This is a genomic window from Micromonospora sp. NPDC002411 (assembly GCF_053592955.1).
This window is the reverse complement of sequence record NZ_JBSFBM010000040.1, coordinates 1-14282: the sequence shown is the minus strand read 5'-3', so window position 1 is coordinate 14282 and position 14282 is coordinate 1. Positions and strand designations below refer to the sequence as shown.

Genomic DNA, 14282 nt, shown 5'->3' with positions numbered 1-14282 from the left:
CGACTCCGGGTGTGACCAGGCTCTGGTGAGGCGGCTCACCAGGGATGATCACCCCTGACGGGACTAGGCTGGTTGCCGTGACAACGACGACCCCCGGCCTGACGGCCGTCCGTGCCGGTCTGCTCGACTACCAGGCCGCCTGGGACGAGCAGCGGCGCCTGCACGAGTCGGTGGTGGCTGGCGAGCGCGGCGACACGGTGCTGCTGCTGGAGCACCCGAGCGTCTACACAGCGGGCAAGCGCACCGAACCGTGGGACCGGCCCATGGACGGCACTCCGGTCGTCGACGTGGACCGTGGCGGCAAGATCACCTGGCATGGGCCGGGGCAGCTGGTCGGTTACCCGATCCTGCGCCTGCCCGACCCGGTGGACGTGGTCGCCTACGTGCGCCGGACGGAAGAGCTGCTCATCGACGTGTGCGCAGAGTTCGGGCTGACCGCCGGCCGGGTCGAGGGGCGCAGCGGAGTCTGGGTGCCCGCTGACGACCGGGGGCCGGCCCGCAAGGTGGCCGCGATCGGCATCCGGGTGGCCCGGGGTGTCACCCTGCACGGCTTCTCGATCAACTGCGACTGCGACCTGGCGTACTTCGACCGGATCGTGCCGTGCGGCATCCGGGACGCGGGCGTCACCTCGCTCACCGCCGAGCTGGGCCGGCCGATCACCGTCGCCGACGTGCTGCCGGTGGTCGAGCGCCGGCTGTCCACCCTGATCGAGGTCTGAGCGGCCAGCCGGCGCACTGCCTACGGGGTCAGCCGGTGCAGGTCACGCGGGAACGCGGTGACCTCCCGGATGTTGGCCGCGCCGACCAGGCGCGCGACGAAGCGTTCCAGGCCGATGGCGAAGCCACCGTGCGGCGGCATGCCGTGCCGGAACGCGTCCAGATATCCGGCGTACGGCTCGGTCGGCTCGCCCCGGGCCGCCAACGCCGCCAGGTAGTCGGCGTGCCGGTGCAACCGCTGCCCGCCGGTGACCAGCTCCAGACCACGGAAGAGCAGGTCGAACCCGTTCGAGTACGCGGGCCGCGCCGGGTCGGGGTGGGTGTAGAACGGTCGCTTCGCCATCGGGTAGCCGCTGACGAAGAGGAAGTCCGAGCCGTGTTCGCGGCGGGCCCACTCGCCCAGCGCCCGTTCGTGGGCGGGCGCGAGGTCCGGCTCGTCGGCGGGCGCGCCGGCGATCGCCAGCGCCTCGGTGAAGTGCACCGCCGGGATCTCCGCCGGCACGACCGGCACGTCGACGCCGAGTGTGGTCAGCGCGCCCCCGGCCCGCTCGCCGACCGTGTCCAGCATCCCGGCCACTGTGTCGCGTAGCACCCGCATCACGTCCCGGTGGTCGGCGACGAAGCCCAGCTCCGCGTCGAGCGACGTGTACTGCGCGAGGTGCCGGACGGTGTCGTGCGGCTCGGCCCGGAAGACCGGCCCCACCTCGTAGACGCGTTCGAAGACACCGACCATCAGTTGCTTGTAGAACTGCGGTGACTGGGCCAGGTACGCGGGCCCGCCGAACCAGTCCAGCGCGAAGACGTTCGCCCCGCTCTCGGTGGAGGAGCTGACGACCTTCGGGGTGTGGATCTCCACGAACTGCTGGGCGTCGAGGGCGGCGCGGAACCCGGCCACCGCCGCCGCCGAGATCCGCAGCGCGGACGACCGGGTGGGGTGTCGCAACGCGGTCGGGGCGTTGTCCAGCTGGGTGGGCAGGCTCGCGGTGAGCGCCGGCCGGTACAGGTCGAACGGTGGTGGCACGGCGGGCGGCCCGAGTGGTCGTACCGCCGGGTCGGTCAGCTCGACCCCGGCGGGCGCGGTGTCGTTCGCGGTGACCGTCGCGGTGACCTCGACGACCGTCTCCTCGGTGAGTTTCTCCAGGTCGGCGCGGACGGCCGGGTCGGTGACGACCACCTGGGCCAGGCCGGCGGCGTCCCGCACGATCAGGAAGGCCACCGACTTGAGCAGTCGGCGGCGGTGCACCCAGCCGGCGATACGCACGGTCTCGCCGATCCGGGCGGGCAGGTGGTGGGACAGGGTTCTCTGCATGGCGTGCTGCTCCTCGGTCGATCGCCACGCCGTCGCCGCCCTGAGGAAGCGATGCGTCGCGTCAGCCCCAGGGAGGTGTGGGCGAGCGGGATCCTCGCGGTGCCACCACACCTTCACCCCCGCCGGAGCGGGGGCCTCGTTCGTCGCCTGGTGACCGGGGCCAGCCGGGCGGGCTCTACTAGGCGTTTCGGCCGTTCTGCCCGCAGCTCGGGAGGGTCTTCACGCACCGGCGCCAGACCGCCTCTCAGCACCGGCGGCTCTCTGCACTGGCGGGTCGGGGCGCTACTCGGCTCCGTCGTCGCTGTTGGCGGAGACCGTAGCACCCGAAACCCTCTCGTGTGACGCCCATTTTCGACATGCCGGTGTCCGGCGTCACAACATCTGCGGCGTGACGCCGGTCGCCCGACGCACATAGACACCCGCCGTCCGGCGTAGGCTCGTTTTCGTGACGATCGAGCACTCCGCGCCGACGACCGGCCAGGCAGCGCGTACCGCAACGGCGGCCCCCGAGGGGCGGCGCCTGCTGCGGATCGAGGCGCGCAACGCCGAGACGCCGATCGAGCGCAAACCGCCATGGATCAAGGTCAAGGCCAAGATGGGGCCGGAGTACACCCAGCTGCGCGGGCTCGTCTCGCGCGAAGGGCTGCACACCGTCTGCCAGGAGGCCGGCTGCCCCAACATCTACGAGTGCTGGGAAGACCGGGAAGCCACCTTCCTCATCGGTGGTGACCAGTGCACCCGGCGCTGCGACTTCTGCCAGATCGACACCGGCAAGCCGGCCGAGTTCGACGCCGACGAGCCGCGTCGCGTGGCCGAGTCGGTGGTCTCGATGGGCCTGCGATACGCGACCATCACCGGCGTCGCCCGCGACGACCTGCCCGACGGCGGCGCATGGCTGTACGCCGAGACCGTCCGGCAGATCCACGCCCTCCAGCCCGGCTGCGGCGTCGAGCTGCTGATCCCGGACTTCAACGCCGTCCCCGAGCAGCTGGCCGAGGTCTTCGGTTCCCGCCCGGAGGTGCTGGCCCACAACGTGGAGACCGTGCCGCGCATCTTCAAGCGCATCCGCCCGGCCTTCCGCTACGACCGTTCGCTGGACGTGATCCGGCAGGCCCGCGCCGACGGCCTGGTCACCAAGAGCAACCTCATCCTGGGCATGGGCGAGGAGCGGGCCGAGGTCTCGCAGGCGCTGCGCGACCTGCACGACGCCGGCTGTGAGCTGATCACCATCACCCAGTACCTGCGCCCCTCCCCCCGGCACCACCCGGTGACCCGTTGGGTCAAGCCGGAGGAGTTCGTGGAGCTGCGCGAGGAGGCCGAGGAGATCGGCTTCGCCGGGGTGATGAGCGGGCCGCTGGTGCGTTCGTCGTACCGGGCCGGCCGGCTCTACCAGCAGGCCATCGACGCCCGCGCCGCCGCGTCGGTCGTCACCGCCGGCTGACCCACCGGCAGCGCCGCACGGACCGTGCGGCGCCCGGGTGTCATGATCGTGCGATGACCACCGGGGTACGCGAGCAGCCGCGCGACGCAGGTCGTCCGCGACCCGTCGCACGCCTCGGACCGGCCGGGTGGCTCACCGCGTTGGTACTGCTCGCCGGGGTGGGTTACCGGCTCTGGCTGCTGGCTCACGCGACGCCGCCGACGAACAGCGACGAGGCCACCATGGGGCTGGCCGCGCTGCACATCGCCCGAGGCGAGGACTTCCCGGTCTGGTTCTACGGCCAGCAGTACATGGGCACGCTGGAGGCGTACCTCGCCGCGCCGATGTTCGCACTGGCCCGCGGGCCGTCGCTGGTCGGTTTGCGACTGCCCACGCTGGCGCTGTACGCGGTGTTCCTGCTGCTGGCCTGGCGGTTGACGATGCGGCTGACCGGGGACCGGTGGTTCGGGCTGCTGGTGGTGGCGTTGCTGGCGCTCGGCTCCGACCGGATCGTCAAGAACCAGCTCATCGCCGGCGGTGGGTACCCCGAGATGAACGCGGCCGGCGTGGCGCTTGCCGTACTCGCCGTGGACCTGGCCACCGGCCGGCCGGGTCGGCGACTGGCCCGCTGGGCGGCGTGGGGTTTCCTAGCCGGCCTGATGCTCTGGGTCGACCCACTCGTGCTCCCGTACGTGGTGGCGACCGGGGCGGTGCTCGTCGGGTTCCGCCGGCGGGAGCTGCGGGGTGCGGCCGGGGCGCTGCTCGGGGCGGCCGCCGTGCTGGGGGCGGCCCCGCTGCTGTTGCACAGCCTTCTGAACGGACGCAATCCGCTGCACGCGGTGCTCGCCGCGAGCGGCGCCAACGCCACCGCCGGCTGGGCCGAGCGGTTGCACGGCGGACTGCTGCTCGGCCCGTCGCTGGGGATGGGCTTCTGCGACCCCGGGCGATGCGCCACCTGGCAACTCTGGTGGGCGCTCGCCCTGCCGCTGCTGCTGGCCCTCGGCGCGGTCAGCGCCTGGCGGGCACTGCGCTCGCCCGCCCCGCCGGAGTCGGCGGGCTCCGCCGGCGCTGCGGAGTCTGGTGTGTCGGCCCGGGTGGCGGCGGCGGTCCGGCTGGCGCTCGTGCTGGCCGCGGTGGCCACTGTGGGCGCGTACACAGTGAGCAGTTCCGCCGGCCTGACCCCGGTGGAGAGTTCCCGCTACCTGTCCTGCCTGCTCATCTCCCTGCCGGCGCTGCTCTGGCCGGTGTGGACGGTGGCCCGGGACGGGCTTCGTCAGGTGGCGGGCGGCCGGCGCGGTGTGCGCACGACGCTGGCCCGTTCGGTCGCGGTGGTGTTGCTGGTCGCCACAGTGGGCACCGCCGCACACGCCACCTGGCGGGCAGCGCAGACCGCACCGGCGACCCGGGCCGCCGAGGCCCGGCACGCCGAGTTGGTCGGCACCCTGCGTCAGCTCGGCGTCCGACACGTACGCGCCGGCTACTGGACCTGCAACCGGCTCACCTTCGCCAGCGCGGAGCAGGTGGTCTGCGCGGTCGTCGACGACGAGCTGCGCCCCGGCTTCGACCGCTACCCCGCATACCGGCGGGAGGTGGACGAGGCGGCAGCGCCGGCCTGGGTCGCACCGGCCGGATCGCCGCTGGCGGACGTGCTGGACGAGCGCCAGCGCGCGGGCGACCTGGACCTGGTCACGATCGACGGCTGGCGGATCTACCTGCCCCGGTGATCAGATCAGCGCGGCGCTGTGGTTTCGGTGAGCAGGCCGAGGCGGTGGGCGACGGCGGCAGCCTCCCCGCGGTTGGTCACGTCCAGCTTGGCGATGATCCGGGAGACGTGCACGCTCGCCGTCTTCGGGGAGATGAACAACTGCTCGGCGATCCGGCTGTTGCTGTGCCCCTCGGCGACCAGTCGCAGCACCTCCCGCTCCCGCGCGGTCAGCAGATCGGGGCCCGCCCCGCCCTGCCCGGGGTTGCGCAGGCCAACCCGCCGCGCCAGGGTGGCGGCGGCCTCCACCAGCGGTACCGCCCCCAGTCGCTGACCGATCTCGGCGGCCTCGGTGACCGCCGCCGCCGTCTCGTCGCGCTCCCCGGCGGCGGCAGCCGCCTCGGCCAGCGCCACCAACGCACGGCCCAGCGGGTAGGGCTGCCCGTCGGCCCGCCACGCTTCGACCGCCGTACGCCAGGCCGGCAATACTTGGTCGCCGACCGCGAGCAGCGCGGTGACCTGGGCTGCGTGGGCCCGCGCCGCCGGGTGCCGGGCGGGCAGGTCGGTGGCGAGCGCCGCCACGGCCACCGCAAGGTCGCGGTCACCGACCCGGGCTGCGGTACGCGCGACGGCGCTGAGCACCGGCCACCCCTCCCGAGGGAGCTGCGGCAGGCTGTCGTCGGCCACGGCGACGCGGGCGGCCCGTACCGCCTCGACCTTGTCGTCGCTGGCCAGCGCGGCCTCGATCGCCAGTTCGTGCAGGGGCAGGCGGTGGTTCGGCCACAGGTAGGGGCGGCCGAGGAAGGTGAGCGCCCGGTCGACCAGTTCGTCGGCGCCCGGGCGCGCACGGGCCAGCCGTAGTCCGGCGCTCAGCTGGAGCCAGTGCAGCCCGGTGACACCGGACAGGTCGATCCGGGCGGCCTCCGCGCACACCGCCTCGGCCTCGTCCCACCGGCCCAGCGCGATCAACGCCTCGGCCCGGTTGGACAGGAGGTACGCCCCGGTGGAGCGGCTGATCCCCACCCGCCGCGCTTCGGTCACGCCGGCCTCGGCAGCCTGCGCGGACTCGGCGTAGCGGCCCAGCTCGCAGAGCATGTCCGACTCGAACACCAGGGCGAGCACCAGGGTTGGCGCGTCCCCCGCCGCACGGGCGGCGGCGGCCGCCTGGCCCAACTCGGCCAGCCCTCCGGTCAGGTCCCGCTCGCCGTGGCAGAGCAGCGCGATCCGCGTCGCCAGCAGGGCAGAATGTTCGCCGAGCGCCTCGGCGTCAGTGGCGGCCTCGGCGGCCACCCGGGCCGCCTTCTGCGGGTCGATCTTCACCAGGTGCGCGGCGATGTCGGCCAGCAGACGGGCCCGCTCCGCGCCCCGGGGGCCGCCGGCCGCCAGCTGGTACGCCTCGTCCAACTCCCGGCTGCCGTCACTCTTGCCGAGCAGGGCCATCAGTCGACCCCGCTGGTCCAGCAGGCGGGCGGCGCGAAGCGGTGCGGCGTCGGCGTCCACCTCGGCCAGTCCGGCCCGGGTCAGCGTGATGGCGCGGCTGAAGTCGCCGGCCGTCACCGCCGCGTCCAGGGTCTGCTCCAGCAACGCCAGGTGGTCCATGTCGAGCAGGTCGGCGGCGTCCGGCACCAACTCCCACAGCTCCAACGCCCGCTCCAACAGTCGGCGCTGCTCGGCGTACGCGTACCGGTCGGCGGCGGCGCAGGCCGCAGCCTTCGCGGCGACGAGGGCACGCGGGTGGTCGTGCGCGGCGTGCCAGTGGTGGGCGATCTCGGCCGGGGCCCGCCCGGCGGCGACCAGGTGCGGCTGCGCCTCGATCGCGGCGGCGAAGCGGGCGTGCAGCCGGGCGTGCTCGCCGGGGAGCAACTCGTCGTGGACGGCCTCGCGGACCAGCGCGTGCCGGAACTCGTAGTCACCGTCGCGGTCGGCCACCACCAGCTGGGCGGCGACGGCGGCGCGCAGCGCCTCTTCCAGCTCGACCTCGGGCAACCCGGCGACCTGGGCGAGCAGGTCGTGGGCGAAGCTGGTGCCGCCGGCGGCGGCGATGCGCAGCACCCGCTGGGCCGGTTCGGGAAGGCGCTCCACCCGAGCCAACAGCAGGTCACGCAGCGTTTCGGGGAGCGCGGCGCAGCCCACCGGGTCACCGGCGACGGCCAACTCCTCGATGAAGAACGGGTTGCCCTGAGTGCGGTTGTGGACGTCGTCGACGGCACGGGCGGGTGGCTCGGCGCCGAGCAGGTCGGCGAGGATCGCAGCGGTGCCGTCGCGGTCCAGTCGGCCCAGCTCGACACGCTCCACACCGCGCGCCCGGTCCAGTTCGGCGAGGAACGGACGCAGCGGATGCCCCCGCTGCAACTCGTCGGTGCGGTAGGTGCAGACCAACAGCAGCCGGCCCGGCCGGGCTGCCCGGACCAGGAAGCCGATCAGGTCGCGGGTGGAACGGTCGGCCCAGTGCAGGTCCTCGATGATCAGGACCAACGGGCAGGCGTCGGCGAGCCGCTGGAACAGCTCGGCGACCAGGTCGAACAGGTAGCCGCGCGGGGCGTCACCCAGCGGCAGGGCACGCGGGCCGGCCAGCGCTGCGGACGCCCGGCCCAGCTCCGGCAGCAGCGGCGCGAACTCCGCCTCGTAGCCGGCGAAGACCTCGGGGCCGTCGGCGCGGAGCACCGCGCGCAGCGCGGCGGCGAACGGAGCGAACGGCAGGCCTGCCTCGCCCAGCTCCAGGCACTGGCCGACGAGCACCCGGGCCGTGCCGTCGACGGCCTGGCCGGCGAACTCCTCCAGCAGCCGGGTCTTACCCACGCCCGCCTCGCCACCGACCAGCACCGTGGTCGGCTCACCCGACCGGGCGCGGCCCAGCGCGTCCCGCAGTGCCGCGATCTCGCGATGGCGGCCGACGAGGACGGAGCTGGCTGCGCGTACGGTCACAGGTTCGAGCATGCCATGACGGCCCGCGCCGCCCGCCCCGCCGATCGGCCGGTGTCCGAGCGGCGGGGTGGGTTCGAGTCGACCGCCCGATGCGGCGGGCGGGCTCGACCGAGGGTCGGGCTCGACCCCGGCGGCGGACCTGGCGGGGGCGGTCACCGGCGGGCGTCGCCGGTGCGGCCGGCCTGCCTGCGCCGACCCAGCCAACCTCTACTGACCGGCCGTGACAGCGACCGGGCGAGCCGGTCCGCCGCCGCGTCGGCGCGCAACTCGGCGGAGTGCGAACGGTGCAGGGTGAGCAGGAAGTCTGCGTCGTTGCCGAACATGTCGGGCTCCTTCGTCGTGTCGTCGTCTTCTGCTGACGACTCTTCGCGCGAAGGCCCCACCCGGGCATGGGCACGACACCTCATCTTCCCGGTCGGCACCCTCCTTACCCGTCCGGTCCGGGTGCCTGAGGCGACGTAAGGTACTCAGTTGCCCCGGCACCCGGACGCGGATCAACGGGGCAGGCGGCGACCACTAGACTCTGCGGCATGGCAAAGCCCCAGGAGAAGGTCTCGTTCGGCCAGCGGCTGAAGCAGATCGGGATGGTGTTCCAGTTCACCGCCAAGCAGGACCGGTGGTTCGCGCCGCTGGTCGCCGCGGCGGTGCTGCTCCCGCTCGCCCTCACCGTGGTCGCGGTCATCCTCTGGGGCTGGATCTGGCTGCCGCTGGGCATCCTGTTCATCCTGCTCGCGGTGCTGATCGTGCTCAACCTGCGGTCCAACAAGGCGATGATGAACGCCGCCGAGGGGCAGCCCGGCGCGGCGGCGCAGATCATGGAGAACATGCGCGGCGACTGGCGGGTGACCCCGGCGGTCAGCTCGACGACCCAGATGGACATGGTCCACCTGGTGATCGGCCGCCCGGGCGTGATCCTGCTGGCCGAAGGCAACCCGCAGCGGGTGCGTGGCCTGCTCGGGCAGGAGAAGCGGCGGCTGTCCAAGGTGATCGGCTCCGCTCCCCTGCACGACTACGTGATCGGGCAGGAAGAGGGCGAGCTGCCCATCCGCAAGCTCCGGACGACGCTGCTGCGCCTGCCCCGCGCCCTCTCCGGCAAGGACGTCAACTCGCTGGACAAGCGCCTCAAGGCGCTCACCGCGCGGCCGCAGATGCCCAAGGGCGCGATCCCGAAGAACATGCGGCCGCCGGGCGCCTTCCGCCAGTCGCGGGGTCGCTGACCCCCTTCGACGTACGCCGACAAGAGCCGGACCCGCACGGGCCCGGCTCTTTCGCGTCGCCCCGCGCCCCGCGCCCCGCGCCCTAGGTCCGCGCAACATCCCCGATGTTGCTGCCTCCGACGCGCGGGAGACACCAACATCCCTGATGTTGCGCAGATCTTGGCGACGAAGCGCCTGGCGCGGGCGGACCTTGGCTCGGGCAGCGCGAAGATCGTGCTCGAACCTGGATGCAGTGGCCTCAAGGCGCGTGGATGCCACTACATCAATGATCGAGCACGATCTTGGGCCGCCGAGGCTCGGCTCAGCCGCCTTCGGGGGCGGGTCAGGTGCGGGGTGCGTCGACGATGACCGAGTCGGCGAGCCGGTCGTGCAGCCCTCGGCGGTGCTCGTCCATGATCAGCGCGGGGACGACGAGGGCCAGCAGCAGACCCCGGATCAACCCTCGGAGCACGCCGATGCGGCCGCCGTCGTGCCAGTTCACGCAGCGGACCTTCGTGATGTACATGCCGGGCGTCTGGGCGAACAGGCCGAGGAAGAAGCCGTACACCAGGACCAGCACCAGCACCGGCGCCCAGCCGTCGCGGACCGGGTCGGCGAAGAAGTTGGACACCAGCAGACAGAGCACCCAGTCGATGATCAGCGCCCCGAACCGTCGCCCGAGGGTCGGCGGGGTGAAGGTGGGGTCGGTGGCTGGCGCTGCCGGGGTGTGCGGATTGGTCACAGCGGTCAAGGGTATCCGCGCCGGGATGAGGGCTTGTCGAGTGCCGCTGCCACTGTGTGCCGATTCAGGCCAAACGCATCAGATGTCATTAGACTGGCACAGTCGGTACGGCGCTCGCAGCGGGCCGAGGCGTCGACACGAGCGTCGCTGACGCTCCGCGAGGGACGTAACACGGCAGAAACAACGGAGACACGGCCGGGCAACCCCCCGGCCCTAGCGTCGCCAGAAGCCTAGCCACCCCGTGGACGTGCCAGGAGGATGTGTGTTCGCCAATCCCGAGGAACTGCTGCGATACCTCAAGAACGAGGACGTGAAGTTCGTCGACGTTCGTTTCTGTGACCTGCCCGGCGTGATGCAGCACTTCAACCTGCCGGTCGAGTCCGTCAACGACGACCTCTTCACTGACGGCCTCGCGTTCGACGGTTCGTCGATCCGCGGTTTCCAGGCGATCCACGAGTCGGACATGCTCCTGCTCCCGGACGTCGCCACCGCGTTCATCGACCCGTTCCGCGCGCAGAAGACTCTCGCGCTCAACTTCTTCATCCACGACCCGTTTACCCGCGAGGCCTACAGCCGCGACCCGCGCAACGTCGCGAAAAAGGCCGAGGCGTACCTGGCGGCGAGCGGCATCGCCGACACCGCCTACTTCGGCGCCGAGGCGGAGTTCTACATCTTCGACTCGATCCGCCACGAGACCTCGGCGCACCAGTCGTTCTACTACATCGACTCGATCGAGGGCGCCTGGAACACCGGCCGCGAAGAGCCGGGCGGCAACCGCGGTTACAAGACCGCGTACAAGGGCGGTTACTTCCCCGTCCCGCCGGTCGACCACTACGCCGACCTGCGTGACTCGATCGTGCGCCGCCTGGTCGACACCGGCTTCAACGTGGAGCGCTCGCACCACGAGGTGGGCACCGCCGGCCAGTCCGAGATCAACTACCGGTTCTCCACCCTGCTGCACGCCGGTGACCAGCTCCAGCTCTTCAAGTACATCGTGAAGAACGAGGCCTGGGCCAACGGCAAGACCGCGACGTTCATGCCCAAGCCACTGTTCGGTGACAACGGCTCCGGCATGCACACCCACCAGAGCCTCTGGCTCAACGGTGAGCCGCTGTTCTACGACGAGACCGGCTACGCCGGCCTGTCCGACATGGCCCGTTGGTACATCGGCGGTCTGCTGCACCACGCGCCGTCGCTGCTGGCCTTCACCAACCCGACGATCAACTCGTACCGCCGTCTGGTGCCGGGCTTCGAGGCGCCGGTCAACCTGGTCTACTCGCAGCGCAACCGGTCCGCCTGCACCCGCATCCCGGTGACCGGCGCGAACCCGAAGGCCAAGCGCGTCGAGTTCCGGGTCCCGGACCCGTCGGCCAACGTCTACCTGGCCTTCTCCGCCATGATGATGGCCGGCCTGGACGGCATCAAGAGCAAGATCGAGCCGCCGACGCCGATCGACAAGGACCTCTACGACCTCCCGCCGGAGGAGTGGGGCGACGTCAAGCAGGTGCCGGGCTCGCTGTCGGCAGTGCTCGACTCGCTGGAGGCCGACCACGACTACCTGCTCGACGGCGGCGTCTTCACCCCCGACCTGATCTCCACCTGGGTCGACTGGAAGCGCGCCAACGAGGTCGACCCGGTGCGTCTGCGCCCGACCCCGCACGAGTTCGCCATGTACTACGACTGCTGAGCCTGATCAAGGCTCTGACCTGCACCAACAGGATCACTACTGATCTTGGGTACAGGTTGGGTACAACCTCACGGACGGCGGTCATGCCCGGCTCACAGCCGGCGTGGCCGCCGTTTCGTGTTGGCCGAGCGCACCGTCGATGAGCAGCCGGGTCCGGTCGAGCACGTCCGGCCACTCGTGGACGTAGGTGTTGAGCGTGACGGTCGGCGTGCTGTGGCCCAACGCGAGCTGCACCGTCTTCACCGATGCCCCCGCGTGGATCAGGACTGTTGCGTAGTAGTGCCGCAGTCCGTGGATCCCCCACCGCGCCGGCAGGCCGACCGCTTCCCGGGCGCTCGCCCACGTCCGCGAGAAGGTCGCCGCGTTGACGGGCTCGCCGCCGACACCCTTGAACAGCAGGCGTGCGGCCCGGCAGACCGGCCGGCGACGGTCCGCGTCGTCGTCGACCTCGACCGCGTCGCACCCGTCGGCCAGGTGCTGACGCAGCGCCACCGCCACGACATCAGGCAGCTCGACGGGTGCGGGCGCTGGTGCTGGTCTTGACCGGTCCGAGGAACGGCTGACGGCCCTTGAGTACCTTGAGTTGGCCTCGGACGTGCACCTCCCGCACGTCGAAGTCGATGTCGTCCACCTCCATGCCGAGGATTTCACCCAGGCGCAGCCCGCAGCCGGCCGCGAGATAGACCGTCGCGGCCAACCGTGCCGGCAGCAGACGCGCCAGGTCGTGCACCTGCTGCGCCGTGGGAAGGACCCGGCTCCCCCGGCCGACCGGCGGAAGCCGGATGCCCTTGTCGCACGGGCTGGCCGAGATCGGCCGGTCCCGCAATTGCTGCAACTCGGCGTGAGGGAGGTTGGGATGCCGCTGACTTCTGGCTTCACTGGTTGCCGGGCGGCGTAGCGGCATGCAGCGCCGGCTCATCCTCGGGCCGTAGGCTCCCGGCGTGACCGTCTACGACATCGCCGCACAGCTGCCCTCCATCGACGTGTTGCGCGAGCGCTGCAAAGCCCTGGCGATGCTCGACGCGATCGTCGGGGGAGACTACTACGCCTACGACCGCGAATGGGGCGAGGACGAAGCAGCGTCGATGCGCAACGGCAGCGGCGAGGAGTACAACGTCGTTTTCACCGCCGATGGCGTGTTCATTCGGGGCATCTACCACGAGTCGTCGATGTTCACCTACACCGACGGGCGGCTGTGGCCGGGTCTCCTCGGCGGACTGCCGGAGCAGTTCCAGGCACAGGTACACGAGCCGGCGTTCTGCCGGCAGGACGGCACCCTTGACGCCACCTTCGTCCTGTGGCGGCGGACCATCGACGAGCGGTGGCATGCTGGCAACGACATCGACTTTTCACCTGCAGACGACGATGAGGTCGACCCAGACGGCTCATGGCTGCTCGACATTCTCTGCAATGACATCGTCTCGGAGTACATTGAGCACGCCAAGGATGTCTACGAGATCGACCTAGATCCCGCTGCCGTTGAACACTTCGTTGCGCTCCGTCCGCTGACCGATGCAGCCGTCCGCGCGCTCAATCCTGAAGCTGAACTGGCCGACCTTCGCGAGAAGGCAGAGGAGTACGGCTACCCGACCACGGCGGCGTAGACCCAACTCCACCCGCACGATCTTGCCGCGATGGCGGTCCTGTCACGGTAGGTGAGAGCTGCGACCAAACGCTGTCAAGCATCTGGTGGGACGCCACTGTCTAGCATCTCCCGTGACGGGACACAGTGCCTGATCTACGCGGCGGTGAGAACCTTCCATACGTCTTCAAGGCGGCCCCGCCGGAGTTCGCGCGCCGGCCGAGGTGCAGCGGACGCGGGGCTTCAGCGTGGCGATATCAGCCCACCGATGGCACTCTGCCGAGATGGGAGAACATCCAGGAGGCCCGCTCACCGACTCCGAACTGGCAGCCATGTTCCGCCTGTTGGCGCGGTTCTCTGAGCACGACCTGGACCAGTGGGACAATTGGCGATTGGATACGTCCTACGGACCGGTGTACGTCACCGCCAGCCGAGCGCTGGCACCGGGCTGGCAAGACGATGCGTTCACCCCCGTTTGGCCGCTGCCGCCACGGTTGCAGGAAGCCGGGCGGGATGGTGCCTCCGGCGGGTAGGGCCTCCGGCCCTACGACCCGGGGATAGCCTCCGGCGGCCGGGGCTACTCGCCCCGAACCCTCGGCGACTCTGGGATGCCCCAGCCGCGACCGGGTACCCGTCGCACACCGGAGGCCACCAGACCGCGCCGACCTGGTCCAGGTCGTTCGTCCGGCGGGGCGCTCCACCTGGACCAGGTCGGCGGGGCCCGGCAGGGCGGAGCCTGCGCGACGGGATGCCGCACCGGCCCCCCTCAGGACCACTCGCACACACCTCGACCCCATGATCGTGAGGTACACGAGGGGCACAGATGCCGCCTGGAAACACTGAGCAACGATGGAAGTTGATATAGGACGTACGGCCTGCTCAGCAGCTTGATCGACGCCACTCCGCCAGGTCAGCCGACATGCGCGGTTAGTTCGCCATGTACTACGACTGCTGAGCAGTCGCTTCGCACACCGGCCGGGCCGGCTCCGCTCACCGCGGAGC

The 14282-nt window shown here is 71.3% G+C and carries 12 protein-coding genes; 6 read left to right on the top strand and 6 right to left on the bottom strand.

The annotated features are described in order from the left end of the window. The first annotated feature begins 77 nt into the window (after window positions 1–77). A complete protein-coding gene (lipB, locus tag ACWCO3_RS07845) occupies window positions 78–719 on the top strand; it encodes a lipoyl(octanoyl) transferase LipB (protein ID WP_450009057.1) in 642 nt (213 codons plus the stop codon). Window positions 720–739: 20 nt separating this feature from the next. On the opposite strand, the gene aspS is transcribed toward lipB, so the two are convergent. Continuing rightward, window positions 740–2026, bottom strand: coding sequence for an aspartate--tRNA(Asn) ligase (aspS, locus tag ACWCO3_RS07840; protein WP_450009055.1), 1287 nt, complete (start codon window positions 2024–2026; stop codon window positions 740–742). Between the two features lie 445 nt (window positions 2027–2471). Here aspS and lipA point away from each other — a divergent pair, with 445 nt between their 5' ends. After that, a complete protein-coding gene (gene lipA, locus ACWCO3_RS07835; protein WP_145779627.1) occupies window positions 2472–3467 on the top strand; it encodes a lipoyl synthase in 996 nt (331 codons plus the stop codon). Between the two features lie 53 nt (window positions 3468–3520). Next, the gene (locus ACWCO3_RS07830) at window positions 3521–5170 is read left to right on the top strand and encodes a hypothetical protein (protein WP_450009053.1); all 1650 of its coding nucleotides are present in this window, start codon (window positions 3521–3523) and stop codon (window positions 5168–5170) included. Between the two features lie 5 nt (window positions 5171–5175). Here the strand turns inward: ACWCO3_RS07830 and ACWCO3_RS07825 are convergent, their stop codons facing one another. Both ACWCO3_RS07825 and ACWCO3_RS07820 read right to left on the bottom strand, forming a co-directional pair. After that, window positions 5176–8073, bottom strand: coding sequence for a helix-turn-helix transcriptional regulator (locus ACWCO3_RS07825; protein ID WP_358051410.1), 2898 nt, complete (start codon window positions 8071–8073; stop codon window positions 5176–5178). 152 nt (window positions 8074–8225) lie between these two features. After that, complete coding sequence (locus ACWCO3_RS07820; protein ID WP_167524788.1) at window positions 8226–8396, bottom strand: hypothetical protein; 171 nt, start codon at window positions 8394–8396, stop codon at window positions 8226–8228. A gap of 207 nt (window positions 8397–8603) precedes the next feature. Between ACWCO3_RS07820 and ACWCO3_RS07815 the strand changes: the two genes are divergently transcribed. After that, window positions 8604–9290 (top strand): DUF4191 domain-containing protein, encoded by a 687-nt coding sequence (locus ACWCO3_RS07815; protein ID WP_145779624.1) that lies wholly within the window; start codon window positions 8604–8606, stop codon window positions 9288–9290. A 322-nt stretch (window positions 9291–9612) separates the two neighbouring features. Here the strand turns inward: ACWCO3_RS07815 and ACWCO3_RS07810 are convergent, their stop codons facing one another. Further along, window positions 9613–10011, bottom strand: coding sequence for an RDD family protein (locus ACWCO3_RS07810; RefSeq protein ID WP_145779623.1), 399 nt, complete (start codon window positions 10009–10011; stop codon window positions 9613–9615). A 262-nt stretch (window positions 10012–10273) separates the two neighbouring features. On the opposite strand from ACWCO3_RS07810, the gene glnA reads away from it, so the two are divergent. Beyond that, window positions 10274–11698: a type I glutamate--ammonia ligase gene (gene glnA / locus ACWCO3_RS07805; protein WP_112671701.1), complete on the top strand. Its 1425-nt coding sequence runs from the start codon at window positions 10274–10276 to the stop codon at window positions 11696–11698. An 81-nt stretch (window positions 11699–11779) separates the two neighbouring features. Here glnA and ACWCO3_RS07800 read toward each other — a convergent pair whose 3' ends face one another. Together ACWCO3_RS07800 and ACWCO3_RS07795 are read right to left on the bottom strand one after the other, a co-directional pair. Further along, window positions 11780–12196, bottom strand: coding sequence for a tyrosine-type recombinase/integrase (locus tag ACWCO3_RS07800; protein ID WP_450009050.1), 417 nt, complete (start codon window positions 12194–12196; stop codon window positions 11780–11782). Window positions 12197–12200: 4 nt separating this feature from the next. Next, window positions 12201–12533, bottom strand: coding sequence for a tyrosine-type recombinase/integrase (locus tag ACWCO3_RS07795; RefSeq protein ID WP_167524786.1), 333 nt, complete (start codon window positions 12531–12533; stop codon window positions 12201–12203). A 106-nt stretch (window positions 12534–12639) separates the two neighbouring features. On the opposite strand from ACWCO3_RS07795, the gene ACWCO3_RS07790 reads away from it, so the two are divergent. After that, window positions 12640–13302 carry a hypothetical protein gene (locus ACWCO3_RS07790; RefSeq protein ID WP_145779621.1) on the top strand — a complete coding sequence of 221 codons (663 nt, stop codon included), beginning with the start codon at window positions 12640–12642 and terminating at the stop codon, window positions 13300–13302. Window positions 13303–14282 lie beyond the last annotated feature (980 nt).

Excerpts from the sequence above, each read along its gene's own strand:
- aspS (WP_450009055.1), bottom strand. The coding sequence starts at position 2,026 with ATGCAGAGAACCCTGTCCCACCACCTGCCCGCCCGGATCGGCGAGACC.
- ACWCO3_RS07830 (WP_450009053.1), top strand. The coding sequence starts at position 3,521 with ATGACCACCGGGGTACGCGAGCAGCCGCGCGACGCAGGTCGTCCGCGA.
- ACWCO3_RS07820 (WP_167524788.1), bottom strand. The coding sequence starts at position 8,396 with ATGTTCGGCAACGACGCAGACTTCCTGCTCACCCTGCACCGTTCGCAC.
- ACWCO3_RS07815 (WP_145779624.1), top strand. The coding sequence starts at position 8,604 with ATGGCAAAGCCCCAGGAGAAGGTCTCGTTCGGCCAGCGGCTGAAGCAG.